The following is a 22,916-nucleotide window of genomic DNA, read 5'->3' on the forward strand; positions in this document are numbered from 1 at the left end:
CCGCACCCGACCGCGGACCCCCGAACTCACGGAACCTGCCCGCCCACCCACCCGAGCATCTCGGCGACCTGGCTGTGCAGCGTCATCGGATCGAACGGCTTGGCGATCACCCCGACGACGTCGATGTCGCTCCACGCCTGCCGGTCACCGACCTGCACCTTGGCGGTGAGCAGGATGACCGGGATGTCGCTGGTGGCCGCGTCGGCGCGCAGGTGCGCGAACGTCGTCGGCCCGTCCATCTCGGGCATCATCACGTCGAGCAGGACCGCGTCCGGGTGGTGCTCCCGCGCGAGGGCGAGCGCCGGCGCACCGCCGTTCGCGCTCAGCACCTCCCAGCCGCCGACGACCTCGAGGGCGATCTGGGTGATCTCCCGGATCGAGTCGTCGTCGTCGACCACGAGCACACGCGGCACCGTCATCGGTCCTCCTCCCAGAGCGGTCAGCGTAGCGACCGCGTCCGTGGGGTGAACGAGGCGGCTCAGGCAGGCGGCGAGAAGACGGCCGCGAAGTACGTCTGCCGGTCGATCGGGGCGACCTGCAGCTCGGGGTGGTGGTCGAGCATCCGCCGGATCGCCGGGCCGAGGCCGAGCTCCTCGTCGTTGTAGAAGCACATGTCCCAGGCGCACACCGCGCGCTCGCGCAGGATGAGCTCGGTACAGGCCGCGATCATCGCCTGGAAGACGTGCGACTCACGCCGGCTCTTCGCCACGAGCGTCACGCCCAGGTAGTAGACCGCGTCCCGCGCCCACTGCTCGGGGTAGTGGTGCTCGAAGTACGCCGGGCTGATCCACGGCACCGTCTCGAGGTGCTTGGTCAGGGTGGTCAGTCCGATGACGTCGTCGCCGTCCCAGGCGACGTACTTGGCGACCCGTGGGTCGTGCATCTCCTCGAGGAACTCGTCCTCGTGCAGGAGCTGACGGGCGACGGCCTTGGTGGCCAGGTGGCCGAACGTCTCGAGGTACAGGCGGTAGTAGGTGGCGGCGGTCTCGGCGTCGACGTCGGTCTCGACGCTGATCCGGACCGGCAGCTCCGGCCGGGGGGTCTCAGGCACGGGGGGTCCATCCGCTGACCTCATAGGCGGCCACGGCGAGGGCACAGACCGGGCGGTCGACGTACGACGCCGAGGCGGTCAGCGTGCGGAACTCGCCGTACCCGCCGCCGCGGTGCGCGACCAGGTCGCCGAGCGAGTCGCTCAGGGCGCGGTGGAGGTCCTCCTCGGTCCGGGCGGCGTGCTCGACGAAGAGTCCACCACCGGTCTCCTCGTCCACGGTCCAGCCGAGGCCGGCCCAGGCGACCTGACCCGGCTCGACGGCGTACGCCGTGGACAGCACGCAGTAGAGCCGGTCGCCGTGGTCGCCCTCGACCGGCTGCTCGGAGCCGTCGGTGACGTGCGTGACCGTGCTGCCCGGCGGGATCACCGACGACAGCGCCAGCAGGTTGAAGTTCGCCACGCCGGCGTTCAGCAGCGCATGGTCGAACGCCGAGAGGGTGGTGCGTCCGGCGCCCGAGGCCGAGCGGATCGAGATGTCGACGCCGAGGCGCCGCGATCGCGTGCTCACGGGCGGCTGGGATGGGTTCAAGTGGGGCCTCCGCCCAAACGGGCTGTCACGATGTCCATCAGCGCCACGAGTCGCTGGCCGAGGATGTCGTCCTCGGTCCGGTCCGAGGACGATCCTGCCGGATCGCTCGCGGCGGCGCCCACCCGCCCCTGCCGCGGCGACGCCCGGTAGGCGATGACCGTCGTCTCGCCGCCCCGGATGCGGGCGCGGAGGTCGCGCACCAGGCCGAGGGCCTCCGCCCAGGAGCGCTCGAGGTCGACGACGAGGACGGTCGGCCGCAGCTGCCCGAGCAGGGTCTGCCCCTCGGAGCTGCTGGGCACCGACGCGACCGGGACGCCGCTGTCGGCGATCCAGCGGCTGACCTCGTCCGCGATCCGCTCGTCCGGCTCCAGGACCAGGGCGGTGTCGCCGTCGCCGCGTCGCGAGACTTCCAGCGCCGCGAGCATCCGCTCACGGGTCAGCGGCTCGCTGGCTGGACCGGTGACCGCGACCGCCGGCGACCGGTCGCCCTCCAGGTGGTAGCCGGCCGCGCCGAGTCGGGCCGCCCACGAGGACCTGGCGGCCACGTCGGAGGCCAGGAGCACGACGTGCCCGATCGGCAGGTCGTGCTCGCCCGAGGCCGGAAGCTGGGAGCGACGGGGGGTGGGCAGCGTGAACCGGACCGTCGTCCCCGCGCCCACCTCGCTCTCGGCCCAGATCCGGCCGCCGTGTCGCTCCACGATGCCGCGACTGATCGTCAGGCCGAGTCCGGTGCCCCCCTTCTGGCGGGCGTCGGAGGAGTCGACCTGCTGGAAGCGCTCGAAGATGGTGGCCAGCTTGTCGGGCGGGATCCCGCGGCCCTGGTCGCGCACGCTGAACACGACCTCGTCGTCCCCGGCGGCGGCCTCGAGGACGACCACGTCGCCGTCGCCGGAGAACTTGACGGCGTTGCCGATCAGGTTGGCGAGGGTCTGCACGACCCGGTCCCGGTCGGCGACCACCACGCCCTCGGCGGCGCCGACCTCGAGGCGCATGTCGTGGTCCCGGGCCAGCGCCGTCATCTCGTCGGCCGACGCGGCGAGGAGGTCGGCCGCCCGGTGGGTGCCGAGGTCGAGCTGGCGACTGCCGGACTCGATGCGCTCGAGGTCGAGGATGTCGTTGATCAGCCGACCCAGCCGCTCGCTCGACTCCAGCGCGATCGAGGTGATCGACTGCGCGCGCGGGCTCAGCTCGCCCAGGCTGCCGGTCGCCAGCAGACCCAGGGCGCCGCGGATCGAGGTCAGCGGCGTCCGCAGTTCGTGGCTGACGACCGAGACGAACTCGTTCTTCATCCGGTCGACCTCGCGGCGCTGGGTCATGTCGCGGAAGACCACGACCGCACCCCGGATCCGCTCGTGGTCGTCGCCGTCGAGCAGCGGGCTGGCCGTGATCTCGACCGGGAACAGCTCGCCGTTGGCGCGCTGGTACTCGTCCAGCTCGGCGCTCGAGACCCGGCCGGAGAGGATCGCGTCGGTGATGTAGCACTGCTCGAGCGGGTACGGCGTCCCGTCGGCGGCGGGGCCGTGGAAGTCCAGGTGCGCATTGCGACCGAGCAGCTCGTCGGGGGAGTAGCCGAGCGCTTTCGCGCCCGAGGGGTTGACGAAGGTGATCCGCCCGGAGAGGTCAACGCCGTAGATCCCGTCGCCCACCGAGCTGACCAGCACCTCGGTCTGACGCACCAGCCGGCGCAGGTCTGCGGTCTGCTCGCGCACCCGGTGCTCCAGGCCGCGCCGCAGGGTCGCGTTGTCGTAGGTGAGCAGCGTCTGCCGGACCCCCGCGGCCATGACCAGCACCAGCCAGACGACGGCCTGGGCGCCGGCGATCTCGGTCTCGGAGGAGAAGGCCACCTGCACGGTCGCCGCGACGAGGGTGACCGCGTAGACCAACAGCGTGTCGCGGGCGTCGGAGGATCCGGTGGCGTCCTGCTCGGGGCCGTCGACCTGGGCGCTCGGGTACCACGCGGCCAGCCCGATGAGCAGGTAGCCGGCCATCCACCCGAGGTCGCCGACGGTGCCGAAGTGGAACTCGTCCTCCGCGACCCGGACGGCGAAGGAGAGGTCGGCCGCGGTGTACATCACGAACCCGGCCGAGACCAGCGCCAGCACCGGACGGTCGGCGCCCCCGCTGCGCAGCACCAGCAGCAGGGCGACGGTCGCCAGCACGACGTCGAGCACGGGGAGCAGGACCGGGGTCACGGCGGGTCCGGAGCCGCCGACCGGGTCGGCCAGGGCGGCGTAGACCAGGACCGAGGCGATGATGAGGACGCCGGCGGCGATGACGACGCCGTCGAGCACGAGCAGGAGCAGGTCGATCCCGCGCCGTCGTACGGTCGGGAAGTTGAGCAGGGCCGCGATCGAGAGCGCCAGCGCCAGCGCGAGCAGCAGGTCGCCGAAGGTGCTGGGGGACTCCAGGGGGTCCGACCCGACCGCCGCCACCCAGACGTTGCTGAGCACCCCGGAGGCGCCGGCGGCGATCAGCAGCAGCCAGGAGCGCTGCCGCCGGCCGGCGGTCTGGCGGGCCCGGACCGCGCAGCTCGTCATCCCGACGACGGCGACGATGATGAGCCCCGCGCTGCTCGCGCTCTCGCGCACCGCCGTGGAGAACCACGGCTGCAGCAGCAGCCCGAAGACGAGCAGGAAGGCCAGGGCGGCGGGGACCGCGATCCGGAACCGCCGGCGCTGCGTGGTCAGCGACGCCGTCTGGCCCATGCCCGGACCGTACCAGCGCGGGGGCCGCCGTCCCGGCCAGCGGCCACGACCGCCTAGAGTTGCCGACCGTGAAGACGTTCGACGAGCTGTGGGCCGAGCTGAGCGAGAAGGCTCGCACCAGGCCCGAGGGATCCGGGACGGTGCAGCAGCTCGAGGCCGGCGTCCATGCCATCGGCAAGAAGCTGGTCGAGGAGGCCGCCGAGTCCTGGATGGCCGCCGAGCACGAGGGCGCCGAGCGGGCGGCCGAGGAGATCAGCCAGCTGCTCTACCACGCCCAGGTGCTGATGCTGGCGACCGGCATCGAGCTCGACGACGTCTACGCCCACCTCTGAGAGATCCCCATGTCCCTGCTCCGCATCGCGGTCCCCAACAAGGGGTCGCTGTCCCAGTCCGCCTCCGAGATGCTGCGTGAGTCCGGCTACCGCCAGCGCGAGGATGCCAAGCAGCTCACGCTGACCGACGCCGAGAACGGCGTCGAGTTCTTCTACCTCCGCCCGCGCGACATCGCCCTGTACGTCGGCGAGGGCACGCTCGACATCGGTGTCACCGGCCGCGACCTGCTGCTCGACTCCGGCGCCAAGGCCGAGGAGGCGCTGAGCCTCGGCTTCGGCCGCAGCCGGTTCCGCTTCGCCGGGCCCAAGGGCGCGTTCACCGACCTGGCCCAGCTGTCCGGCGCGCGGATCGCCACGTCGTACGTCGGGGTGGTGCGCGCGTTCCTGGAGGAGCGCGGCATCGAGGCCAGCGTGGTCCGCCTCGACGGTGCGGTCGAGACCAGCATCCAGCTGGGGGTGGCCGACGCGATCGCCGACGTGGTCGAGACCGGCAGCACCCTGCGCCAGGCCGGGCTGGAGGTCTTCGGCGAGACGATCCTGGAGTCCGAGGCCGTCCTGGTGACGCGCAGCGGCTCGGTGCCGCCGGGCTTCGACGTGTTCAAGCGTCGGCTCGAGGGCGTCCTGGTCGCTCGCGGCTACGTGATGATGGACTACGACATCGAGGAGTCGCGGGTCGCCGAGGCGGTCCGGCTCACCCCCGGCATCGAGGGCCCGACGGTCTCCCCGCTGCGCCGCGAGGGCTGGGTCGCGGTGCGGGCGATGGTCCCGCGCGACGGCTCCCAGCGGCTGATGGACGAGCTCTACCAGATCGGCGCCCGCGGCATCCTGACGACGAAGATCGATGCCTGCCGGCTCTGAGCCGGCGGCGGCGCCCGACCACGCCGTGAGCCTTCCCCACACCTGGCGCCCCCTCGGTCCCCGGATCGCCGGCGCGGCGGGCGGCACGCTGCTGCTGGCGCTCTTCCTCGCCGCGTGGTTCGCCTTCGACGACGAGACCCGGGCCCGCTTCACCGCGATCCAGATCGGCACCCTCACCGTGCTCTGGCTGCTCGGGGCGACCGCGATGAACGCGCTGGTGCGCTCCCGCGTGGTCGCCGAGCGGGACCGGCTGGTCGTCGTCAACGGCTACCGCCGCCACGAGCTCGACTGGGCGCAGGTCGTCGCCGTCCGGCTGCCCCCCGGCGCCCCCTGGGTCACCCTCGACCTCGCCGACGGCGAGACGCTCTCGGCCATGGGCATCCAGGGCTCCGACGGCCAGCGCGCCACCCGGGCCGTCCGCCAGCTCCGCGCCCTCGTCGACCAGCCGCCGAACCGGTGATCGAGCAGCCCCCACCGGTGATCGAGCAGCGAAGGACGAAGTCCTGAGCGCCCGTCGAGATCCCCGCAGCCAGCCGGTGACCGTGGCCGCTGGTTGAGGGGCGAGAAGCGCTAGCGACGAGCCTCAAGGCCCGTTGAGACGCCCGACGGCGTCGATCGACGCGGTCTGTCGGCAGGACGGGTTTCGAGGCTCCTCCGCTCCTCCGTCGCTCCGGAGCACCTCAACCAGCGTCCCGGATCCCCCAGGTCGCCGAGACCTCGTCGTCCGGGCTCCCCGCGACGCCCAGCACCAGCAGGTCGTCCCCGGACCGGAACGCGTCCGGCGGCGCCGTCATCGGCTCGACGGCGATCGACCGGCGAGCCGTGGTCGCGACGTCGTCGGCGGTGTAGAGCAGCAGCCACGGGTGGTGCTCGTCGACCCAGAGCGCGACGCCGAGGCCCGAGCCCGGGTCCCGCAGCACCGTGGTCGCCATGCCGCGCGAGTCCCGGGCCAAGTCGGTGAAGGAGTCGTTGAGGGCCACCGCACGCAGCGGCCGCGCCACGCGGAAGTCGTACGGCGTCCCGTCCACCGCCTCGCGCCCCGTGGGGAGCAGCCGCTCGGGGTCGGTCAGCAGCCGCGTCGCGGCGGGCATGGTGAGCTCCAGCGTGTCGACCGGGCCGGCTCCGACCGTGAGGTACGGGTGCGCCCCGCTCGCGTACGGCGCTTCCGCGTCGGAGGTGTTGGTCGCCGTCTGGGTGACGGTCAGCCCGTCCGCCGACAGGTCGTAGACGACGCTGAGGTCGACCGTCCACGGGTAGCCGGTCTGCGCCATCAGCCGGTAGGTGAGCGCGACCGAGTGCGCGGTGTGCTCCTGCACGGTCCAGGCCACCCAGCGGGCCAGGCCGTGCGAGGCGTTGTGCCGCTTCGGCTCGGTCAGCGCGAGCTGGTGGTCGACCCCACCGAAGGTGTACTGCCCGTCGCGGACCCGGTTCGGCCACGGCGCCAGCAGCTGGCCGCGGCCGCCCGAGGACTGCTCCTGCTCGCCGAATCCATCGACGAGCGCGCGGCCGCCGTACGTCAGCAGCCGCAGCGCGGCGCCGCTCTCGGTGACGACGGCGCGGTAGCCGCCCGCCGCGATCTCGAACTGGTCACCGCTGGGAGGGAGCACGCGTAGACCCTAGGCGCTCGGGAGGTCCCCGACGTGGAGGTCCGCTGCGGTGGACGTGCCCTCCTCGGCGAAGTGTCGGGCCTCGTCGGCCACCCAGGCCGGGAGGTACGGCGCGACGGCCGGTCCGTCCCGCTCGACCACCCGCCGCAGCCGCTCCTCGTCCGGAGCGCCGACCCACACCAGCAGCGTCCGGTACGGCGCCAGCAGCCGCGCGCCCGAGCCCACGCCCTCCAGCACCAGCAGCGGGGTCCGGGGGACCGCCACCTCCTCGGCGTACCGCCCGGCGAGCCAGTCGTAGCGGAGGTACGACGAGTCCTCGCCCCGGGCCAGTGGCTCCAGCAGCGCCGCCAGCCGGGGGGCCAGCGTCGGCAGGCCCGCCCAGCCGTCGAGCAGCTCGTCGGTGTGCACGACCAGGGCGCGCGGGTCGAGGGCGGCCAGGCCCGCGGCGAGGGTGGTCTTGCCGGACCCGGCCGGGCCATCGACGCAGACCAGCCGTCCGTCACCGAGCGTGGCCGGCCGGTCGAGGGCCAGCCGCAGGACGTCAGAAGGCGAGACCGTGGCCACGATAGGTGGTGGCCGTGCCGACCAGCGCGTCGCCGGCGAGCAGGTGCGCGGCGTTGGTGTGCTCCATCAGCTCGCCGGCCTTGGCGTGGCGGAACCACACCAGGTCGCCGATCTGCAGCAGCCCGGCGGTGTGCCCGACGAGCGGGGTCTGCACCTCGCCCGCGCCCTCCAGGGGGGTCACCTGCAGCCCGGCGGGCGCCCAGGGGGTCGGCAGCCGGTCGGGGCCGGCGGGGCCGGAGGCGACCAGGCCGCCGCCGTGCACGGTCGCGACGTCGGGCGACGGGCGGCGGGTGACCGGCAGCCCGTAGAACGCCGCCGGTCGCGGCGCGAAGGACCGGTAGTGGTCGAAGAGCGTGGGGACGAGGAGGCCGGAGCCCGCGGCGATCTCCGTCACCACGGGGTCCCCGCCGGAGGACTCCACCGACCCCGAGCCGCCGGCGTTCCAGAACTCCAGCTCGGTGATCTCGGCGAGCGCGTCGGCGACCTCGCGCCGTCGGCGCGCGAGCTGGGCGACCGACGCGGTCTTCAGGCCGCGCACGATCATCGACCGCGCCCGCGCGGTCGGGACGACGTCCTGCAGTCCCGCCACCTGGCCCTCGTAGGTCATCACGCCGACCAGCCGGAAGCCCGGCCGGGCCACGATGGTGCGGGCCAGCTCCAGCACCCCGGAGGCGTCGTACAGGGGGGAGCGCTTGGGGCCGACGTGCTGGCTGCCGATCCGCAGCCCGGCGTCGACGTCGATGGCGATCCGCACCGGGACGGCCGTCGAGGACCGCACGGAGTCGACCACGTCGAGCTGGGCGACGTCGTCGACCATCAGCGCGACGTGGGCGGCGGCCCGGGGGGAGGCGACCAGCGCGGCCAGCGCTCCGCGGTCGACGGTCGGGTAGGCGACGACCAGGTCGTCGCTGACGCCCTGCTCCTCGAGCCACAGCGCCTCGCGGAGGGTGAAGGCCAGGACGCCCTCGAACCCGTCGCGGGCCAGGACCCGGCGCAGCAGGTCGGGCACGCGGACCGATTTGGAGGCGACCCGCACCGGCTTCCCGGCGGCGCGGCGTACGAGGTCCTCGGCGTTGGCGTCGAACGCGTCGAGGTCGACCACGACCAGGGGCGAGGAGAACGGGGTCTCCTGGGCGGCGACGGCGGCGTTCAGCCGAGCCCAGAGGCGGTTGCGCTCGATGGTGGTGCTCCCGGCCATCAGGAGATGCCCCGCTTGCGCAACAGCGCCTCGATGTCGGCCATGTCGTCGTCCCGGACCGCGGGTGCGCCGCGCTGCTCGGCGCGCGCGGGCCGCTCCAGGCGGCCGGGCTTCTCGGTCGGGGCCGCGACCCGGGGCCGGCGCGCGTCGATGGCCCGGGCCACGACGAACGCGACGACGGCGACGCCTGCGACCGCGATGCCGGACCACACCCGGGGGTTGAGCGCGAGCCCTCCCGCCCAGTCGCCGACGGCGTCGACGATCCGGGTGAACATCCGCAGCGTGTCGGTGAGGTACGCCGCCAGCGGCAGCAGGCTCAGCCCGACCCCGCGGATCCCGGAGGCCAGGCCGCGGCGACGGAAGGCGTACCAGGTCCAGATCCCACCCACCACGGTGAGACTCAGGGTCAGCGCTGCCCAGCTCGCGTCGTCCACGCGATCAGCCTCCCACACGGCGCGCGCCGGCCCCGGTGCACGTCACCGAGCCGTCCGCCTGACAATGGAGCCATGGAGCAGGTGGACGGAGCCCGTCGCGAGCTGGCGAGCCCGGCGTACCCCGACGACACGGGCACGGTCCCGGACGAGGTGGCCACCGCCCTCGCGGCGTACGACGAGGCGCCCGGCGAGCCGGGTCGGTACGCCGGCGTGCTCGCCGCGCTGCAGACGGGCCGGCTCCTGGTGCCGGTCGTCGCGGTGCTGGGGGAGGCGGAGGTCGACGAGGCCGGCCGTACCCGCGACAAGTCCAGCGAGATGGCGGCCGTGCTGCTCACCGGCGCCGACGGCCGCCTGGCGCTGCTGGCGTTCACGGGCCTGGAGGCCCTGCGGGCCTGGGACCCGCAGGCCCGTCCGGTGCCGGTCCTCACGCAGCTCGCGGCCCAGTCGGCGGTCCAGGAGGGCGCGGCGGCCCTGGTGGTCGACGTCGCCGGTCCGGTCCGGGTCGTCGTCGAGGGCGAGGACCTGCACGGTCTCGCTGCCGGCTGGACGCTCGCACAGGTTGCCGGGCAGCCCGCCTGGGTGCGCCCCACCGATTAGCGGCATGCCGGAATGTTCGGCTAACCTCGGGTGTTGACCGATCAGCTCCCCGTGCCGTGAGGCGTCCGGGGAGCCGATCATCAAGCGGAGGACAAGCAACATCGTCTCCCACCCGCATCGACCGGAGCACGATCAGGTCGTCGGGTCCGGTCCCGTAGGTCCCACCAGACGCTGGTCGTCCGGTGGTGGTCCTCGGTGGTGCGATCACCTCGCGGTGACGTGTCGCGACTGGCTTCCGCTTGGATGAGCGGAAGCCTTCGTTGATTTCGGGCCCCCGCCCGCACGACGAGACCACCTGGCCACCTACCACTGGAGGACACATCAGCACCGAGCTTCGTATCAACGACCGGATCCGGGTTTCCGAGGTCCGCCTCGTTGGACCCAGCGGCGAGACCGTCGGCATCGTGCCGACGGCCGACGCGCTGCGCCTTGCCCAGGAAGCCGACCTCGACCTCGTCGAGATCGCGCCCATGGCCCGCCCGCCGGTCTGCAAGCTCATGGACTACGGGAAGTTCAAGTACGAGAACGCCCAGAAGGCCCGCGAGGCCCGTCGGAACCAGACGAACGTGATCATCAAGGAGATGAAGCTTCGTCCCAAGATCGACGCGCACGACTACGAGACCAAGAAGGGTCACGTGGTGCGCTTCCTCAAGGCCGGCGACAAGGTCAAGATCACGATCATGTTCCGCGGCCGCGAGCAGCACCGCCCCGAGCTGGGCTTCCGGCTGCTGCAGAAGCTGTCCGAGGACGTTGCGGAGCTCGGCTTCGTGGAGTCCTCGCCCAAGCAGGACGGCCGCAACATGATCATGGTGCTCGGCCCGCACAAGAAGAAGGCCGACGCCAAGGTCGACGCCCTCGCCGCGAAGGAGTCCCGCGCCGCCGAGCGTGCCGCGGCCCAGGCCGAGGAGCAGGCCGAGCGCGACGCCGCCCACGCCGCCGGACCGGTGGCGAAGAAGAAGGAGCGTGGCCGCTCCGAGAACCTCGATCCCGAGATCGAGGCCTGAGCCCTACCGCAGACCATCCTCGCCGGCGCGCCACCGTGCGCCGGGCAGGACGACGAGAGAGAGAAACAGATGCCGAAGAACAAGAGCCACTCGGGTGCCGGGAAGCGCTTCCGCGTGACCGGGTCCGGCAAGATCCTTCGCGAGAAGGCCGGCAAGCGCCACAACCTCGAGAAGAAGGCCTCGAAGGTCACGCGCCGCCTGACCGGGACCGTCGAGGTCGCCAAGGCCGACGTCCCCCGCGCGAAGAAGATGCTGGGTCTCTGACTCCCACGGGGGCTCCGCCCCTGTGAGCCCCCCACTGGGGCTCCGCCCCAGACCCCGACCGGGGGTCTCCCGAACCGAACTTTGAGCACCAAGGAGTAACAAGTGGCACGCGTCAAGCGGGCGGTCAACGCCCAGAAGAAGCGCCGGGTCGTCCTCGAGCGGGCCAGCGGCTACCGCGGCCAGCGCTCGCGCCTGTACCGCAAGGCCAAGGAGCAGGTCACCCACTCGCTGGTCTACAGCTACAACGACCGGCGCAAGAACAAGGGCAACTTCCGCAAGCTGTGGATCCAGCGGATCAACGCTGCGGCTCGCGCTCAGGGGATCACCTACAACCGGTTCATCCAGGGTCTCGGCCTGGCCGGTGTCGAGGTCGACCGCAAGATCCTGGCCGAGCTGGCCGTCAACGACGTGGCCGCCTTCAACGCGCTCGTCGAGGTCGCCAAGGCCGCGCTGCCCGCGGACGTCAACGCGCCCAAGGCGGAGGCCTCGGCCTGACCGCCCCTCTGACGGCCGGCAACGGTCGTCTCAAGGACACGCGCAAGCTCAGCCGCCGCTCGGTGCGATCCGAGCGGCGGCTGTTCCTCGCCGACGGCCCGAAGGCCGTCGAGGGGGCGCTGTCCGTCCCTGGCTGCGTCGTCGAGGTCTTCGCGACCCCCGCGGCCACCGACCAGTACGCCGGCCTCGCCGCGGAGGCGGTCGACGTCCCGTGGACGCTCGTCGACGATCGCGCCCTGGCCTCGCTGAGCGACAGTGTGTCGCCCGCCGGCGTGGTGGCGCTCTGCCGCCACCTGGACCGGCCGCTGGGGGACCTGCTGAGCACCCCGCGCCTCCTGGTGGCGCTGTGCGCCGACGTGCGTGACCCCGGGAACGCGGGCACCGTCGTCCGGTGCGCGGACGCGGCCGGCGTCGAGGCCGTGGTGCTCGCCGGCAGCTCGGTCGACGCCTACAACCCGAAGACGGTCCGGGCGAGCGTGGGCAGCCTCTTCCACGTCCCCGTCGCGGTCGAGCCGGACGCCGCCGCCGCGGTCAGGGCCGCCCGGGCCGCAGGCCTGACCGTGCTCGCCGCCGACGGCGCCGGTGAGATCGACCTCTTCGAGGCCGACGAGCTGCTCACCCGCCCGACGGCCTGGCTGTTCGGCAACGAGGCCTGGGGCCTGCCCGACGACCTGGCGGCGCTCGCCGACCACCGGGTCCGGATCCCGATCCACGGCCGGGCCGAGAGCCTCAACCTCTCCACCGCGGCCGCGCTCTGCCTCTACGCCTCCGCGCGGGCCCAGCGCCGTACGCTGCAGGAGTGACCGACCCGGAGCACGACGCCCAGGCGCTCGCCGACTCGCTGCCCGACGGCGTGGTGGTGGCCGGACCGGACCGGGTCGTGACTCTGGTGTCCTCGGTCGCCGCCACGATGCTGGGCCCGGCCGCCGCCGGGACGGTCGGCCGGTCGCTGGGCGAGGTCCTCACGCTGCAGGACCACGAGGGCCAGCACTGGTACGACGTCAACCGCCCCTACGGCGGCCTCGCGACCCGGCGGGCGGTCCCCGAGCAGTCCTGGCAGCTCCCCAACGGGGAGGAGGTCCTGGTCGCGGCCCGGATCCACAGGCCCGCCCTCGACCAGCCGGTCTCCCGGGTCGTGGTGACCCTGCGCTCGGGCCGTGGTCGCGCGCGTCTGGACCGCGAGCGCTCCGACCTGGTCGCGACGGTGGCCCACGAGCTGCGCTCGCCGCTGACCGGGGTGAAGGGCTTCGTCCAGGCCCTGCTGAACCGCTGGGACAAGCTGAACGACGAGCAGAAGAAGCTGATGCTCACCACCGTGCACGCCGACTCCGACCGGCTGAGCCGGCTGATCGCGGAGCTGCTCGACGTGGCCCGCATCGACACCGGACGCCTGCAGCTCTACCCGCGGCCCGCTGACGCCCAGGTCCTGGTCCACCGGATCGTCGAGTCGGTCTCCGCGGGCACCGCCACACCCGTCGAGCTCGAGATCGGCCCGGACCTCCCGGAGATCACGGTCGACCCCGACAAGTTCACCCAGGTGGTCACCAACCTGGTCGAGAACGGCGTCCGGCACGGCGACGGCACGGTCCGGGTGGCCCTGCGCGCGATGCCCGAGGGCACCGAGTGGCCGGGCGTGGAGGTCACCGTCGACGACCAGGGCGCCGGGATCCCCGTCGAGCTGCGTCGCCGGGTCTTCACCAAGTTCTGGAAGGGCGGCGTACGGGGCGGCTCGGGCCTCGGGCTCTACATCGTGCACGGCCTGGTCCGTGCCCACGGCGGCATCGTGGTCATCGACGACGCCCCCGGCGGCGGCGCCCGCGTGGTCACCTGCTGGCCGGCCGAGGACCGTCGCCAGGACTGACCGACGACTCCTCCACGTGGTGCAGGACGCCCTCGTACCGCTTCACGGTCGCCGCCAGCACGAAGCTCATCGTGACCAGCAGCGCCCAGGCCCCGATCTTCGACGCGTGCACGACGTGCCAGACCTGCTCCTGGCCGGGGTAGGCCCAGGCGTCCAGCAGGGTCGCGAGGTTCTCGGCGATCCAGAGGAAGAGCCCGATCAGCAGGAACGACACGGCCAGGGGCATCCGGTAGCGGGCCGGGCCGACGGTGAAGTGCACCCAGGTACGGCGCAGCAGCACCAGCCCCGCCAGCGCGAGCGGCACGCGCAGGTCGACGATCCAGTGATGGGTGAAGAAGTTCGCGTAGATCCCCACGGCGACCAGCGTCGCGGGCAGTGCCGGGTAGTGGCTGACCCGCAGGTCCAGGCGCCGCCAGGCCTGGCAGATGTAGGAGCCGACGGCGGCGTACATGAAGCCCGAGAAGAGCGGCACGCCCGCGACCTTGGTCACCGCGTCGCCGGGGTAGGACCAGGAGCCGACGTGCACCTTGAACAGCTCCAGGCCGAGTCCCAGCAGGTGGAAGGCGCAGATCACCAGCACCTCGCGCCAGCTCTCCAGGCCCAGCCACCAGAAGCCGAGCGTGACCGCGACGCACCACACCAGCAGCGCGTCGTACGACGCCACCGGCAGCGGGACGACGAAGCAGACCAGCAGCCCGGCGAACACCGCGGCGGCGAACACGCAGGACTGCAGCTCCGCCCACGCGAAGCGGAGCAGCTGCCGGACCGGGTACGCCGGGAACCGGTTCGCGCGTCCGGCGACCGGCTCCCTAGACTCCACGGTGACGTTCACCCTGCTATTGACGCACGACGAGAGGCCCGAGTTGTCCGGCCCGAACACCGACTACGACCCCGTGGAGGTCACGCCCTTGAAGTCCGAGGAGGTCGAGGCCGCCCGCGACGCCGCTCTCGCGGCGATCGCCGGCGCTGCCGATCTCGACGGGCTCAAGCAGGTGCGGATCGACCACACCGGCGACCGGTCGCCGCTGGCGCTGGCCAACCGCGAGATCGGGGCGCTCCCGCCGCAGGCCCGCAAGGAGGCCGGCCAGCGCATCGGCCAGGCCCGCGGTGCCGTCAACAAGGCGCTGGGGGAGCGGCAGGCCGTGCTCGAGGTCGAGCACGAGGAGCGGATGCTGGTCGAGGAGACCGTCGACGTCACGCTCCCGACCGACCGGCTTCCGTCGGGTGCCCGCCACCCGATCACCACCGGCTCCGAGCTGATCGCCGACATCTTCGTGGCCATGGGCTGGGAGGTCGCGGAGGGGCCGGTCATCGAGGCCGAGTGGCTCAACTTCGACGCCCTCAACCTCGGCGCCGACCACCCGGCGCGCACGATGCAGGACACCTTCTGGACCGAGCCGGCCGAGAACGCGATGGTGCTGCGCACCCACACCTCGCCGGTGCAGGCGCGCACGATGCTGACCCGTACGCCGCCGATCTACGTCGTCTGCCCGGGACGGGTCTTCCGCACCGACGAGTACGACGCCACGCACAGCCCGATGTTCCACCAGGTCGAGGGCCTCGCGATCGACGAGGGCATCAGCATGGCCCACCTCAAGGGCACCCTCGACCACTTCGCGACGTCGATGTTCGGCGAGGGGATCACGACCCGGTTCCGGCCGTCGTACTTCCCCTTCACCGAGCCGTCCGCCGAGGTCGACCTGGTCTGCTTCGTCTGCCGGGGCGCCGGCGAGCTGGAGGGCTCGCCGTGCCGCACCTGCCGCGGCGAGGGCTGGATCGAGTGGGGTGGATGCGGTGTCGTGAATCCGCGGGTGCTCACCGCCTGCGGCGTGGACGCCGAGCGCTACACCGGCTTCGCCTTCGGCATGGGCATCGACCGGACGCTGATGTTCCGCCACGGGCTCGAGGACCTCCGCGAGCTCTTCGAGGGCGACGTCCGCTTCACCACCGCTTTCGGAACGGAACTCTGAGCACATGAAGGCATCCCGATCCTGGATCGAGGAGTACGTCGACCTGCCGGCCGGCGTGACCACCGACGACCTGACCGCGCGGCTGACCGCGCTCGGTCTCAAGCTCGAGGCGATCGACCGCGCCGGCGACGCGATCACCGGGCCGCTGGTCCTCGGCCGGGTGCTCACGATGGAGCCCGAGCCGCAGAAGAACGGCAAGACGATCAACTGGTGCACCGTCGACGTCGGCGACGCCAACGGCACCGGCGAGCCCCAGGGCATCGTTTGCGGCGCCCACAACTTCGCGCCCGGCGACCTGGTCGTCTGCGTGCTCCCGGGAGCAGTGCTCCCCGGCGACTTCGCCATCTCCGCCCGCAAGACCTACGGCCATCTCTCCGCGGGGATGATCTGCTCGGCGCGCGAGCTGGGTCTGGGCGAGGACCACGACGGCATCATCGTGCTGCCCGCCGACGCGGGCGAGCCGGGTCAGGACGCCTTCGGCGTGCTCGGGCTCGACGCCGAGGTGATCGAGTTCGAGATCAACCCCGACCGGGCCTACGGCCTGTCGCTGCGGGGCATCGCTCGCGACGCGGCCCTGGCCTACGACGCGCCGTACCGTGACCCGGCCCTGCGCGAGACCCCGGCCGCCAACGCCGAGGGCTGGCCGGTCGAGGTCGACGACGCCGTCGGCTGTCCGGTCTTCGTGGCCCGGCAGGTGACCGGGTTCGACCCGGCCGCCCCGACGCCCGCGTGGCTGGCCGAGCGGCTCCAGCACGCCGGCATGCGCTCCATCTCACTGGCCGTCGACATCACGAACTACGTGATGCTCGAGACCGGCCGCCCGATCCACGGCTACGACGCCGACAAGGTCCAGGGCACGGTCCGGGTGCGCCGGGCGACTGAGGGCGAGCGGCTGACCACCCTCGACGGCACCGACCGGGCGCTGTCTCCCGAGGACCTGGTCGTCACCGACGACTCCGGCCTGATCGGCCTGGGCGGCGTGATGGGCGGTGAGACCACCGAGATGTCGTCCACGACCACCTCGGTCCTCGTCGAGGCGGCCCACTGGGACGCCACCGCGATGTTCCGCACCGGCAAGCGGCACAAGATCTCCTCCGAGGCCGGCAAGCGCAACGAGCGCGGCGTCGACCCGACGATCTGCGAGGCCGCGGCCGACCGGGTGGTCGAGCTGCTCACGACGTACGGCGGCGGCACGGTCCACCCCGGTGTGACCGTGGTCGGCACCCCGCCGGCGCCGCTCGCGATCGCCATCGACGCCGACCTGCCCGCGCGGGTCACCGGCATCGCCATCGACCCCGCCACCGCCGTCGCCGACCTCGAGGCCGTGGGCTGCACCGTCACGGTGGACGGCGACCGGCTCACCGCAGTCCCGCCGAGCTGGCGCCCCGATCTCACCGACCCGTTCGACCTGGTCGAGGAGGTCGCCCGCGTGGTCGGCTACGACCAGGTGCCGAGCGTGCTGCCGACGCCGTCGGGGGGCCGCGGGCTGACCCGCGAGCAGCGGCTGCGCCGCCGGGTCGGGCGCACCGTGGCCGGTGCCGGCTTCGTCGAGGTGGTCAGCTTCCCGTTCGTCGGCGAGGCGACCTTCGACACCCTCGGCCTGCCTGCCGACGACCCGCTACGGCACACGGTCGGGCTGGCCAACCCGCTCTCGAGCGAGGAGCCGGCCTACACGACGACGCTGCTGCCCGGCCTGCTGAAGGCCGCGGCCCGCAACGTCGGCCGCGGCGCGGCCGGGGTTGCGCTCTTCGAGACCGGCACGGTCGCGTTCCCCGTCGACCGCGGGCCGGCCCCGATCTACGGCGTCGATCGGCGCCCCACTGACGACGAGCTCGCGAAGCTCTTCGACACGCTGCCCGAGCAGCCGCTGCACCTCGCCGTGGTGCTGGCCGGTGAGCGGGAGCGGGCCGGCTGGTGGGGCGAGGGCCGTGAGGCCGGATGGGCCGACGCGATCGGCCTCGCCCGTCGCGTGGCCACCGAGCTCGGGGTCGAGCTCGTGGTCGAGTCCGCGAGCCGGATGCCGTGGCACCCGGGGCGCTGCGCGCGGCTGCTGGTCGGCGACGAGGTCCTCGGTCACGCCGGTGAGCTGCACCCGAAGGTCGCGAAGGCCTACGGGCTGCCGCCCCGCCCCGCGGCGCTCGAGCTCGACCTCGACCTGCTGCTGCGCCGGGCCGTCGACGTGGCCTCCGGCCCGGTGGTCTCCGGCTACCCGGTCGCCAAGGAGGACGTCGCCCTCGTCGTACCCGCCGCGACCGCTGCGGCGGCCGTCGAGGCGGCGCTGCGCGAGGGGGCCGGTGCCCTGCTCGAGTCGATCCGGCTCTTCGACGTCTACACCGGCGAGCAGGTCGGCGACGGACACAAGTCGCTCGCCTTCGCGCTCCGGTTCCGCGCGACCGACCGCACCCTCACCGACGAGGAGGTCGGGGCCGCCCGCGACGCAGCCGTGGCCCTGGCCGCCGAGCGCACCGGCGCCGCCCAGCGGGCCTGAGCCGTGGACCTGCGCCTGCTCGACGCCGTGAGCTGGTGCGGGTCACCGGTGGCGGGGGAGCGCACCCACGCCCTCCTCGCCGCCCTCGCCTCGGCGCCCGGCGAGGGCGTGAGCGAGGAGCGGCTGATCGACGAGATCTGGGGCGACGACGTCCCGGCCAACCCGGTCAAGGCGCTGCAGGTGGTCGTCTCGCGCGCGCGCACGGCCACCAGCGCGGACGCCGTCGTCCGGGCGCCCCACGGCTACCGCCTCGGCCCGGTCGAGAGCGACGTGGCCGCGGTACGGCGGGCGACGCGGGCCGCCCACGACGCCGAGCGCCGCGGCGACTGGGCCGGCGCGGTCGCGGCGGCGCGCGTCGTCACGGGCCAGCGGATCGCCGACTCCGGGGAGGGCGAGCTCGCCACCCTCCGCGCGACCGCCCGCACCGCGCGGGAGGCGATGATCCGGCTGCTGGGGCGGGCGCTCTCCGTCCTCGGCGAGCACGAGGAGGCGCTGACCGTCCTCGACGGCTCGGCCCCCGACGAGCCCACCCTGCTGGCCCTGCTGCGCAGCGAGGCCGCCGTCCGCGGCGTCCCGGCCGCCCTGGAGCGCTACGACGAGGTGCGCCGCCACCTCGCCGACCGCCTCGGCGTCGACCCCGGTCCGGAGCTGCAGGCACTGCACGCCGAGCTGCTGGCCCGCGACCACCCGGTCCGCGAGGGACTCCGGTACGAGGCGTCGCGGCTGATCGGCCGCGACGACGACCTCGCCGCCCTGGCCGCGATGACCCGCTCCTCGCGGCTGGTCTCGATCGTCGGGCCCGGCGGGCTGGGCAAGACCCGGCTGGCCCACCTGCTCGGCCGGCGGGCCGAGCAGGCGACGGTCCACTTCGTGGAGCTGGTCGGCGTCACCTCGCCGGAGGGTGTCGCCGCGGAGGTCGGCGACACCCTCGGGGTGCGCGACTCCTACGTCACCCGGGCCAGCGAGGCGGCCCGCCGTACCGACCTGCTCGCGCGCATCGTCGACCGGATCGGCACCGCGCCCTCGCTGCTGGTCCTCGACAACTGCGAGCACGTCGTCGAGGCCGCCGCCGACCTGGTCGCTCAGCTGCTGGCCCGCACCCCCCAGCTGAGCGTGGTCACCACGACCCGCTCGCCGCTGGGGCTGGCCGCGGAGCGGGTCTACCTGCTGCCGCAGCTCGGCACCGACGACGCCGTCGAGCTGTTCCGAGAGCGGGCCACGTCCGCGCGGCCCGGCGTACGTCTGGACGACGAGGAGGTCCGGTCCCTGGTGGAGCGGCTCGACGGACTGCCGCTGGCCGTCGAGCTCGCCGCGGCCCGGGTCCGCGTCATGTCCGTGGCCGAGATCGCGCGCCGTCTCGACGACCGCTTCACGCTGCTGCGCGGGGGGAGTCGCGACGCGCCCGAGCGGCACCAGACGCTGCTCGCCGTCATCGACTGGTCGTGGGCGCTGCTGCCGGACGACCAGCGGGCCGCGCTGCGCCGGCTATCGGTCTTCCGCGACGGCTTCGCCATCGATGGCGCGACCGCCGTCGTGGGCTCGCCGGACGCCCTCGACCTGGTCGAGCGGCTGGTCGAGCAGTCCCTGGTCACCGTCCACGAGACCGGCGACGGGCTGCGCTACCGGCTGCTGGAGACGGTCCGCGAGTTCGGTCGGCTGCGGCTCCAGGAGGCGGGCGAGGAGGCCGCTGCGGCGGACGGGCTGCGCTCGTGGGCGACGGGTCTCGCCGGTGCCCTGGCGCCCCAGCTCTTCACCGTCGACCAGGTGGCCGTGATGCGGGCGGTCCGGATGGAGGAGGGCAATCTGGTCGACGTCCTGCGCCGGGCGCTGGCCGACCGCGACGCCGACGCGGTCGTCGTGCTCGCCGCCGCCCTGATGGGCTTCTGGTCGATCGAGGGCGCCCACCTGAAGGTGGTGGCGATGGCGGACTCCGTCGAGGAGGTGCTCCACGACGCCGAGCTCCCCGACGACCTCGGGGCCGTGCTGCGCGGGGTGCTCTGCGCAGTGGTCGTGAACTCGATGATCTTCGCGAACGAGACCTCCGAGCGGGCCATGGCCCGGCTCCACGACCTCGGCCCGGGTGACGAGCCGCGGATCGCCGGAATGGTCCGCGGCCTGCTGGCGACGGGTGGCAGCGAGGACGACCCGGCCGCGATGGAGGCGCTCTGCGACGACCCGGATCCGTTCGTCGCGCGGATCGCGCTGCAGTGGGCCTGTCAGGTCTACGAGAACGCCGGCGAGCTGGTCCTGGCCCGGCAGCGCGGCGAGCGGTCCCTGGCGCTCTGGACCGAGGAGGACGGGCCGTGGGGGCGGGCTCTGACGACCGCCCAGCTGGCCAGCCTGGCCCTCTCGGCCGGCGACATCGCGGAGGCCGAGCGGCTCGCGGCGGCCGCGCTGCCCGACCTGGTCGCGCTCGGGGCCGACGAGGACGCCGGGCAGACCCGCTCGGTCTTCGCGATCGCGGCGCTGCGGTCCGGCCGGGTGGACGAGGCGGAGCGGATCTTCGAGGAGATCGCGGCCACCGACGGGGGCCAGTCGCTGATGGGCGGGGCGATCAGCATCCTGTGCGGCCGGGCCGAGGTCGCGCTGGCCAGGGGGCAGGTCGGCGAGGGGCTGGCGTCGTACCGGGCCGGCATCGCGGAGCTCGAGCGTCGTACCTTCCCGGGCAACGCACTGCCCACGGGCTTCTCCCCATGGGTGCTCTACCCGAGCGCCGCCGCGCTCTGCGCCCACGTCCACAGCGGCGAACGGGCCTCCGGCCGGTCGCTGCACGCCGGGCTGGTCGAGCGGGCCGGACTCGCGCTCGACGTCGAGGCGCCGTACCTCGACTACCCGGTCGTCGGCTCGGTCGTCTACGCCCTCGGCCTGTGGGAGCTCACCCGCCCGGAGGGGCCGGGGGAGTACGCCGCAGCCCTGCTCGCGACGGCCGACCGCTTCGCCTACAACCGGATGCTGCCGAGCCTCGAGTGGGCCTGGGGGCAGCAGCGCGCCGAGGACCTGGTCCCCGGCGCGCTGTCCGCTGCCGCCGACGCGCTGGGCGAGCGCCGCCCGCACGAGCTCCGCGACGACGTACGACGCCTGGTCGCCCGGCTCGTTCCGTGACGACTCACATCTTCCGGGCGTAGCTCCGCACGGCGAGCGGCGCGAAGATCGCGACGACGACGGCGCAGCCGAGCAGCGCCCAGGCGACCTCGCCGGTGACGTTGCCGTCGTTGATCAGGTCGCGGACGGCGGAGACGACGTGCGAGACCGGGTTGACCTTCACGAAGGCCTGCAGCCAGCCCGGGAGGGTGCTCTCGGGTACGAAGGCGTTGGACAGGAAGGTCAGCGGGAACATGATCATCATCGAGATGCCCTGCACGGCCTGGGCGCTGCGGGCGATGGTGCCGAGCCAGGTGAAGATCCAGGCCAGCGACCAGCCGGCGACGATGGTCAGCGCCCAGCCGGCGAGCACGCCGAGCACCCCGCCGCCCGGCCGGTAGCCCATGGCCAGGCCGACCAGGATGGTCAGGGTCGCAGCCGTGCCGTAGCGGAGCAGGTCGGCGAGGGCCGGACCCGCGAGCGGGGCGATCCGCGCGATGGGCAACGACTTGAACCGGTCGAAGACGCCCTTGTCCATGTCCTCGCGCAGCTGGATGCCGGTCGCCATGCAGGCGGTGAGCGCGGTCTGGGCCAGGATGCCGGGGATGATGACCGGCAGGTAGTCCGCGACGCTGCCGGAGATCGCGCCGCCGAAGATGTAGGCGAACATCGCCGTGAACAGCAGCGGCTGGATGGTGACGTCGAAGAACTGCTCGGGATTGCGCCGCATCTTCTTGGTCGAGCGCCAGGCCATCGACACGGTCTGGCTCAGTGTCTCGGCGAGCGTCGGACGGGGGGCCAGGGCGCGGTCCTCGACGAGGAGGGTCTCGGGCTCGGCAGTCAGGGTGGTGGTCATCGGGTCGCCTCCGGGGTGAGGTCGGGAGTGGTGGTGTCCTCGTCGGTGCCGTGGCCGGTGATGGCCAGGAACACCTCGTCGAGGGTGGGCTTCTGCACGGTGGCGGCCGCGATCGACAGCCCGGACTGGCGCAGCGCGATCAGGACGTCGGCCGCCTGGTTGGCGTCGCTGAGCGCGGCGTTGAGTCCGCCGTGCTCCGGGGTCAGGACGGGCTCCTCACCCAGCACCCGTCGGACGATCTCGAGCGCGGCGGCGGTGTCGGCCTCGTCGGACATCCGCAGCTGCAGCGAGGAGCTGCCGACCGAGGTCTTCAGCTCGTCGGGGGTGCCCTCGGCGACCTTCAGGCCGCGGTCGATGACGGCGATCCGGTCGGCCAGCTGGTCGGCCTCGTCGAGGTACTGGGTCGTCAGCAGCACGGTGCTGCCCTCGCGGACCAGGTCGCGGATGGTGTCCCACATCTGGCCCCGGGTCCGCGGGTCGAGGCCGGTGGTCGGCTCGTCGAGGAAGATGAGGGGCGGACGCGAGATCAGGCTGGCCGCGAGGTCGAGGCGGCGGCGCATGCCGCCCGAGAAGGCCGAGATCTGCCGGTCGGCCGCCTCGGTGAGGCCGAAGCGCTCGAGGAGGTCGTCGGCCGTCGCCCGGGCCCGCGCCGAGCGCAGGCCCTGCAGCCGGCCGAAGAGCCAGAGGTTCTCGCGCCCGGTGAGGTTCTCGTCGACCGAGGCGTACTGGCCGGTCACGCCGACCAGCTGGCGCACCATGTGCGGCTGGTCGCGGACGTCGACGCCGAAGACCGACGCCGTGCCGCCGTCGATCGGCAGCAGGGTGGCGAGCATCCGGATCATCGTGGTCTTGCCGGCCCCGTTGGGGCCGAGCACGCCGAACACCTCGCCGCGACGGACCTCGAGGTCGACGCCGTCCACGGCGCGGTGGGAGCCGAAGGTCTTGACCAGGCCGGTCGCGGTGACCGCCAGGTCGGTGCCGGCCAGGGCGGTGGGGGCCAGGGAGGAGGGGAGTGCTGTCAT

Annotated in this window: 23 protein-coding genes; 12 read left to right on the forward strand and 11 right to left on the reverse strand. The window is 73.3% G+C overall.

The window, feature by feature from the left end; genetic code table 11:
- Window positions 1–26 precede the first annotated feature (26 nt).
- Genes V7S47_RS12490 through V7S47_RS12505 form a run of 4 tightly spaced genes read right to left on the reverse strand, consistent with a single transcriptional unit; the run spans window position 27 to window position 4,285 of the window.
- Window positions 27–419 (reverse strand): response regulator, encoded by a 393-nt coding sequence (locus V7S47_RS12490; RefSeq protein ID WP_336561850.1) that lies wholly within the window; start codon window positions 417–419, stop codon window positions 27–29.
- 59 nt (window positions 420–478) lie between these two features.
- Entirely contained in the window at window positions 479–1,051 is a 573-nt protein-coding gene (locus V7S47_RS12495) for a hypothetical protein (RefSeq protein WP_336561851.1), read from the reverse strand.
- Window positions 1,044–1,559 (reverse strand): pyruvoyl-dependent arginine decarboxylase, encoded by a 516-nt coding sequence (locus V7S47_RS12500; RefSeq protein ID WP_336561852.1) that lies wholly within the window; start codon window positions 1,557–1,559, stop codon window positions 1,044–1,046. The genes V7S47_RS12495 and V7S47_RS12500 overlap by 8 nt, the downstream gene beginning before the upstream one ends.
- Before the next feature lie 17 nt (window positions 1,560–1,576).
- On the reverse strand, window positions 1,577–4,285 hold the full coding sequence (locus tag V7S47_RS12505; RefSeq protein ID WP_336561853.1) for a PAS domain-containing sensor histidine kinase: 2,709 nt from the start codon (window positions 4,283–4,285) through the stop codon (window positions 1,577–1,579).
- Window positions 4,286–4,353: 68 nt separating this feature from the next.
- On the opposite strand from V7S47_RS12505, the gene V7S47_RS12510 reads away from it, so the two are divergent.
- The 3 genes from V7S47_RS12510 to V7S47_RS12520 are packed head-to-tail and all read left to right on the forward strand — an operon-like array spanning window position 4,354 to window position 5,935.
- Window positions 4,354–4,617 (forward strand): phosphoribosyl-ATP diphosphatase, encoded by a 264-nt coding sequence (locus V7S47_RS12510; protein WP_090855672.1) that lies wholly within the window; start codon window positions 4,354–4,356, stop codon window positions 4,615–4,617.
- Window positions 4,618–4,626: 9 nt separating this feature from the next.
- Window positions 4,627–5,475: an ATP phosphoribosyltransferase gene (gene hisG, locus V7S47_RS12515; RefSeq protein WP_090855497.1), complete on the forward strand. Its 849-nt coding sequence runs from the start codon at window positions 4,627–4,629 to the stop codon at window positions 5,473–5,475.
- Window positions 5,459–5,935, forward strand: coding sequence for a PH domain-containing protein (locus tag V7S47_RS12520; RefSeq protein WP_336561854.1), 477 nt, complete (start codon window positions 5,459–5,461; stop codon window positions 5,933–5,935). The genes hisG and V7S47_RS12520 overlap by 17 nt, the downstream gene beginning before the upstream one ends.
- Before the next feature lie 220 nt (window positions 5,936–6,155).
- Here V7S47_RS12520 and V7S47_RS12525 read toward each other — a convergent pair whose 3' ends face one another.
- The 4 genes from V7S47_RS12525 to V7S47_RS12540 are packed head-to-tail and all read right to left on the reverse strand — an operon-like array spanning window position 6,156 to window position 9,278.
- A complete protein-coding gene (locus V7S47_RS12525) occupies window positions 6,156–7,082 on the reverse strand; it encodes an aldose 1-epimerase family protein (RefSeq protein WP_336561855.1) in 927 nt (308 codons plus the stop codon).
- A 9-nt stretch (window positions 7,083–7,091) separates the two neighbouring features.
- A complete protein-coding gene (locus V7S47_RS12530) occupies window positions 7,092–7,646 on the reverse strand; it encodes a uridine kinase family protein (RefSeq protein WP_336561856.1) in 555 nt (184 codons plus the stop codon).
- Window positions 7,624–8,844 carry an amino acid deaminase/aldolase gene (locus V7S47_RS12535; protein ID WP_336561857.1) on the reverse strand — a complete coding sequence of 407 codons (1,221 nt, stop codon included), beginning with the start codon at window positions 8,842–8,844 and terminating at the stop codon, window positions 7,624–7,626. The genes V7S47_RS12530 and V7S47_RS12535 overlap by 23 nt, the downstream gene beginning before the upstream one ends.
- On the reverse strand, window positions 8,844–9,278 hold the full coding sequence (locus V7S47_RS12540; RefSeq protein WP_336561858.1) for a hypothetical protein: 435 nt from the start codon (window positions 9,276–9,278) through the stop codon (window positions 8,844–8,846). Before V7S47_RS12540 ends, V7S47_RS12535 begins: the two co-directional genes overlap by 1 nt.
- 72 nt (window positions 9,279–9,350) lie before the next feature.
- Between V7S47_RS12540 and V7S47_RS12545 the strand changes: the two genes are divergently transcribed.
- The 6 genes from V7S47_RS12545 to V7S47_RS12570 all read left to right on the forward strand — a co-directional run bounded on the left by V7S47_RS12545 (window position 9,351) and on the right by V7S47_RS12570 (window position 13,499).
- Window positions 9,351–9,875, forward strand: coding sequence for an SseB family protein (locus tag V7S47_RS12545; RefSeq protein ID WP_336561859.1), 525 nt, complete (start codon window positions 9,351–9,353; stop codon window positions 9,873–9,875).
- A gap of 263 nt (window positions 9,876–10,138) precedes the next feature.
- Window positions 10,139–10,879 carry a translation initiation factor IF-3 gene (gene infC, locus V7S47_RS12550; RefSeq protein WP_090855675.1) on the forward strand — a complete coding sequence of 247 codons (741 nt, stop codon included), beginning with the start codon at window positions 10,139–10,141 and terminating at the stop codon, window positions 10,877–10,879.
- A 69-nt stretch (window positions 10,880–10,948) separates the two neighbouring features.
- A complete protein-coding gene (gene rpmI, locus V7S47_RS12555; RefSeq protein WP_056862815.1) occupies window positions 10,949–11,143 on the forward strand; it encodes a 50S ribosomal protein L35 in 195 nt (64 codons plus the stop codon).
- A 102-nt stretch (window positions 11,144–11,245) separates the two neighbouring features.
- Window positions 11,246–11,638, forward strand: coding sequence for a 50S ribosomal protein L20 (gene rplT, locus V7S47_RS12560; protein WP_090855514.1), 393 nt, complete (start codon window positions 11,246–11,248; stop codon window positions 11,636–11,638).
- A gap of 8 nt (window positions 11,639–11,646) precedes the next feature.
- Window positions 11,647–12,441 carry a TrmH family RNA methyltransferase gene (locus V7S47_RS12565; protein ID WP_442945348.1) on the forward strand — a complete coding sequence of 265 codons (795 nt, stop codon included), beginning with the start codon at window positions 11,647–11,649 and terminating at the stop codon, window positions 12,439–12,441.
- Window positions 12,438–13,499 (forward strand): sensor histidine kinase, encoded by a 1,062-nt coding sequence (locus V7S47_RS12570; RefSeq protein ID WP_336561861.1) that lies wholly within the window; start codon window positions 12,438–12,440, stop codon window positions 13,497–13,499. The genes V7S47_RS12565 and V7S47_RS12570 overlap by 4 nt, the downstream gene beginning before the upstream one ends.
- On the opposite strand, the gene V7S47_RS12575 is transcribed toward V7S47_RS12570, so the two are convergent.
- A complete protein-coding gene (locus V7S47_RS12575; RefSeq protein WP_336561862.1) occupies window positions 13,462–14,331 on the reverse strand; it encodes a DUF817 domain-containing protein in 870 nt (289 codons plus the stop codon). The two genes, V7S47_RS12570 and V7S47_RS12575, sit on opposite strands and share 38 nt — an antisense overlap.
- 31 nt (window positions 14,332–14,362) lie before the next feature.
- Here V7S47_RS12575 and pheS point away from each other — a divergent pair, with 31 nt between their 5' ends.
- From pheS to V7S47_RS12590, 3 genes are read left to right on the forward strand one after another with little or no spacing between them, the layout of a single operon-like run.
- Window positions 14,363–15,469 (forward strand): phenylalanine--tRNA ligase subunit alpha, encoded by a 1,107-nt coding sequence (gene pheS, locus V7S47_RS12580; protein ID WP_090855517.1) that lies wholly within the window; start codon window positions 14,363–14,365, stop codon window positions 15,467–15,469.
- A gap of 4 nt (window positions 15,470–15,473) precedes the next feature.
- Window positions 15,474–17,957, forward strand: coding sequence for a phenylalanine--tRNA ligase subunit beta (gene pheT, locus V7S47_RS12585; protein WP_336561863.1), 2,484 nt, complete (start codon window positions 15,474–15,476; stop codon window positions 17,955–17,957).
- 3 nt (window positions 17,958–17,960) lie between these two features.
- Entirely contained in the window at window positions 17,961–21,059 is a 3,099-nt protein-coding gene (locus V7S47_RS12590; RefSeq protein WP_336561864.1) for an ATP-binding protein, read from the forward strand.
- A 4-nt stretch (window positions 21,060–21,063) separates the two neighbouring features.
- Here V7S47_RS12590 and V7S47_RS12595 read toward each other — a convergent pair whose 3' ends face one another.
- Together V7S47_RS12595 and V7S47_RS12600 are read right to left on the reverse strand one after the other, a co-directional pair.
- Window positions 21,064–21,894 carry an ABC transporter permease gene (locus V7S47_RS12595; protein ID WP_336561865.1) on the reverse strand — a complete coding sequence of 277 codons (831 nt, stop codon included), beginning with the start codon at window positions 21,892–21,894 and terminating at the stop codon, window positions 21,064–21,066.
- Window positions 21,891–22,916, reverse strand: a complete 1,026-nt coding sequence (locus V7S47_RS12600) for an ATP-binding cassette domain-containing protein (protein WP_336561866.1) — start codon at window positions 22,914–22,916, stop codon at window positions 21,891–21,893. Before V7S47_RS12600 ends, V7S47_RS12595 begins: the two co-directional genes overlap by 4 nt.

Source organism: Nocardioides sp. CCNWLW216 (assembly GCF_037120545.1).
GTDB lineage: Bacteria > Actinomycetota > Actinomycetes > Propionibacteriales > Nocardioidaceae > Nocardioides > Nocardioides lianchengensis.

Excerpts from the sequence above, each read along its gene's own strand:
- V7S47_RS12490 (WP_336561850.1), bottom strand. The coding sequence starts at position 419 with ATGACGGTGCCGCGTGTGCTCGTGGTCGACGACGACGACTCGATCCGG.
- V7S47_RS12505 (WP_336561853.1), bottom strand. The coding sequence starts at position 4,285 with ATGGGCCAGACGGCGTCGCTGACCACGCAGCGCCGGCGGTTCCGGATC.
- V7S47_RS12535 (WP_336561857.1), bottom strand. The coding sequence starts at position 8,844 with ATGGCCGGGAGCACCACCATCGAGCGCAACCGCCTCTGGGCTCGGCTG.
- V7S47_RS12595 (WP_336561865.1), bottom strand. The coding sequence starts at position 21,894 with ATGACCACCACCCTGACTGCCGAGCCCGAGACCCTCCTCGTCGAGGAC.
- hisG (WP_090855497.1), top strand. The coding sequence starts at position 4,627 with ATGTCCCTGCTCCGCATCGCGGTCCCCAACAAGGGGTCGCTGTCCCAG.
- V7S47_RS12600 (WP_336561866.1), bottom strand. The coding sequence starts at position 22,916 with ATGACAGCACTCCCCTCCTCCCTGGCCCCCACCGCCCTGGCCGGCACC.
- V7S47_RS12545 (WP_336561859.1), top strand. The coding sequence starts at position 9,351 with ATGGAGCAGGTGGACGGAGCCCGTCGCGAGCTGGCGAGCCCGGCGTAC.
- rpmI (WP_056862815.1), top strand. The coding sequence starts at position 10,949 with ATGCCGAAGAACAAGAGCCACTCGGGTGCCGGGAAGCGCTTCCGCGTG.
- pheT (WP_336561863.1), top strand. The coding sequence starts at position 15,474 with ATGAAGGCATCCCGATCCTGGATCGAGGAGTACGTCGACCTGCCGGCC.
- V7S47_RS12520 (WP_336561854.1), top strand. The coding sequence starts at position 5,459 with ATGCCTGCCGGCTCTGAGCCGGCGGCGGCGCCCGACCACGCCGTGAGC.